Annotated in this window: 2 protein-coding genes and 2 pseudogenes; all 4 read left to right on the forward strand. The window is 36.2% G+C overall.

The window, feature by feature from the left end; all coding sequences use genetic code 11:
* A pseudogene (locus ACESM9_RS15270) lies at positions 1-279 on the forward strand (hypothetical protein); the annotation flags it as partial.
* Positions 280-327: 48 nt separating this feature from the next.
* Positions 328-464 (forward strand): annotated as a pseudogene (locus ACESM9_RS15275) (DUF2200 family protein); the annotation flags it as partial.
* A 159-nt stretch (positions 465-623) separates the two neighbouring features.
* Positions 624-989 carry a BlaI/MecI/CopY family transcriptional regulator gene (locus ACESM9_RS15280; protein WP_373000687.1) on the forward strand — a complete coding sequence of 122 codons (366 nt, stop codon included), beginning with the start codon at positions 624-626 and terminating at the stop codon, positions 987-989.
* 2 nt (positions 990-991) lie between these two features.
* A complete protein-coding gene (locus ACESM9_RS15285; protein WP_373000690.1) occupies positions 992-2,980 on the forward strand; it encodes a M56 family metallopeptidase in 1,989 nt (662 codons plus the stop codon).
* Positions 2,981-3,219 lie beyond the last annotated feature (239 nt).

The raw sequence follows: 3,219 nt of genomic DNA on the forward strand, positions 1-3,219 counted from the left end.
GGCAACGAAAGATATACCGCCATGAATGGGAAAGATGTAACAACCATATCAGGAGATTTCATGATTGCGGATCAGGAGGCTGTTATCTCAAGTATCCTTCGGGGTCCAGACCTGCGAACCGCCATAACTAAGGATACAACACGTGTCATTTATACGGTATATGCTCCTTTTGGCGTAGAAGAACAATTAGTGCGAGAGCATTTGAGAGATATAGAAGCTTATGTCCGTATATTTTCGGCAAAATCTAGCACTAGTTTATGTCAGGTTTTTAAGGAATGAGATAAACAATAAATGTGAAATTCAGTACGGTTGATCCCATTTATCAGTTCCAAAATAACCGGAGTAATCTGTGGAGTTCACGTCGAGGAAATCGAAGATCCGCTTATGCAGAAGGTATGCTGGTTAGACAAATTAGTAGACGAACTAGCAAAAGTAAGCCTATGAAGAAAGGGTTGAGGAGATAGGATGGATATACATTTTATGCAAGCATGCTTATCCCTCAAAAGGGTAAATACTCAAATTTGAAAACGCTGCCATATTTGGAAAATATCATTGACTCCTTGGTCTATTTAGTATAGACTTATGATATAAAGTCTATACTAAATAGACCAAGGAGGTTTATCATGAAGGATTATAAACTTGCAGAAAGTGAAGAAAAGTTTGCAGAACTAATTTGGCAGAATGAGCCCATTGGTTCAGGCGCTCTTGTGAAGCTATGTGAAAAAGAAATGAATTGGAAAAAATCAACAACATATACGGTACTGAAAAAGTTATGTGAAAAGGGTATTTTTCAAAATAATAATGCTGTAGTCTCATCTCTAGTTACAAAGGATGAATATTATGCTAGCCAAAGTATACATTTTGTTGAGGATAACTTTGGAGGATCCTTGCCAAAATTTCTAACAGCTTTTTTTATCGGCGGTAAAAAATTAAGCAAACACCAGGCTGAAGAGTTGAAAAAATTGATTGACGAGCACAAGGAGGTGTAGCAATGAGAGAACTATTTCTTATTGTCCTAAATATGAGCCTTACGGCGAACTATGTAATCCTCTTTGTGATACTTGCCAGACTGCTACTCAGAAAAGCTCCAAAAGTCATCTCCTATGCCTTATGGGGTGCGGTGGCATTTCGGCTAATAATTCCATTCTCCTTTGAAAGTATGTTTAGCTTTATGCCACGGAATACAAATGCTGTTTCAATACCTTATGATATTATCTATCAGGAAAGTCCACAAATTAATAGTGGGATAGAAGTAGTTGACTCATTCGTAAACCAATCACTTCCTGGATCAACTATTGGAGCAAGTGTAAATCCATTGCAGATTTATATAGAAATTGGATCATACATTTGGATTTTAGGAGTAATGGTATTACTAATTTATAGTCTCATTTCAGTTTTTCAATTAAAAAGACAACTCAAATATGCACAGTTGATAGAGAAGAATATTTACGAAGCTAAGAATTTAAAAACACCATTTGTGCTTGGATTAATAAGACCAAAGATATATTTGCCGTTTGGACTTAACACCACCGAAAGAAGCTATATTTTGATACATGAAAAGATCCATATCCAACGAAAAGACCATATTATTAAAATATTAGCATTCTTAATATTGTCCATCCACTGGTTTAATCCTCTTGTATGGATTGCATTCAGATTGATGAGTACGGATATGGAGCTTTCCTGTGATGAAAGAGTATTGAGAGAAATGAATGAAGATATTAAAAAGCTCTATGCTAATTCGTTATTATCTCTTGCTGCAGGGAGACATATTATAAATGGTAGTCCCCTTGCCTTTGGCGAGGGAAATGTAAAAGGCAGGATTAAGAATGTGCTAAACTATAAAAAGCCAAAGTTTTGGATTGTTACTTTTTCCGTTATTATAGTTGTGGTAATCTGCTTGGGGCTTATATCAAATCCTGCTAGCAAAGGTAACTCTGGCTTTGTGCCAGAAGACTCAACTAAATCAATGAAGTTTGGCCCTGCAGAGGAACTTTGGAATTCTCGCACAAAGTACATAGGTGATAACTCCGCAGTTGGTAAGCTGATTAGTTTATTGCCTGTACCAGAAGATGTTCAGTACGACCATTTTGAATTGCACACCAGTGAAAAGCCTTATTATATTGAAATTGTATATTCTGCTTCTTCTGAAGTGCTTGTACAGTATGATACTGAGGAAACCTTAAAATCCAATACCTTCCGTAAAAATGCACTCATCCTGCTTGCACTAGTTGATAATGCAAACGCCGTTCGTGCAGTATTGACTGATGGCAAACATGAGGTAGGTTTTATCAATACTCGTGAATGGGCAGATTATGCTGTTGGTGAGGATGTAAGAAATTATGCAGAAAGCCCTAAAAAGTTACAAGAGCTAATTGATTTTTCATTTATAGATTATGATGATAAAGGAAATGCAGATGATAATATTGGAAATGATTCGCTTTCTGTGGAAAAAGTTGTTCAATTAGTCGAAGAGATTAACCCATACCATTTGGAACCAACAATGTCACCAAAGGAAAGATACGATTTAAGGACAAAAATATATGGTGAAATGCCCCGGGACAAAGTTCAAAACTTTACTTATGCAATTGAGTCCAGTGCAGCGCAGCTTGCGGGAATTGTAACAGACAATAGATATGTTGACTTAGTTGATAAGGATCATCCAAGGTGGGATGCATATGATAAGAACAACTTATTTGGTGTTGCGGATGTTCTTTCAGGAATTGAAAAATACATAGAATATCCGCCCCTATTTGATGATATTAATACTGCCAAAACACTGTGTGTTGAGGGAATGGAAGAGCGGAATATATTGAAAATAATTGATGCAAATAGAATTTTACAAGATTTATCAAGGCATTTTATAAGAGTACCATATCGTGGAGAAGGAGAAGAAAAAGTAGATTATGGTGATATCCATGATCTATACTTCAAGGCGACTAAAACACTGGAAGGAGCTCATAATTTATTGAGTGATTGAGCTGCCCAAGGAGACGAGAGATAGCGAAGTCTGATTGCCAACATCCTACGAAAGAGAGTAAATTTAAGATGACATAATGTGGATCGGAGAAAAAATAATAGAGGCTGACCATGCTAAATAGTGGTTGAAGGTTGAAAATTGGGTCAAAAATCGGTGATAAAAACCGTTTTTTGACCCTTAAAAATGAGCTAAAATATAGATTACATTGGGTAATTAGAGTTATGATAGATGATGATTGG

This window comes from Lutispora sp., from assembly GCF_041687175.1.
Taxonomy (GTDB): domain Bacteria; phylum Bacillota; class Clostridia; order Lutisporales; family Lutisporaceae; genus Lutispora.

What these genes read in the sequence shown, in the direction of transcription:
- ACESM9_RS15280 (WP_373000687.1), top strand. Translation starts at nt 624, where the DNA reads ATGAAGGATTATAAACTTGCAGAAAGTGAAGAAAAGTTTGCAGAACTA.
- ACESM9_RS15285 (WP_373000690.1), top strand. Translation starts at nt 992, where the DNA reads ATGAGAGAACTATTTCTTATTGTCCTAAATATGAGCCTTACGGCGAAC.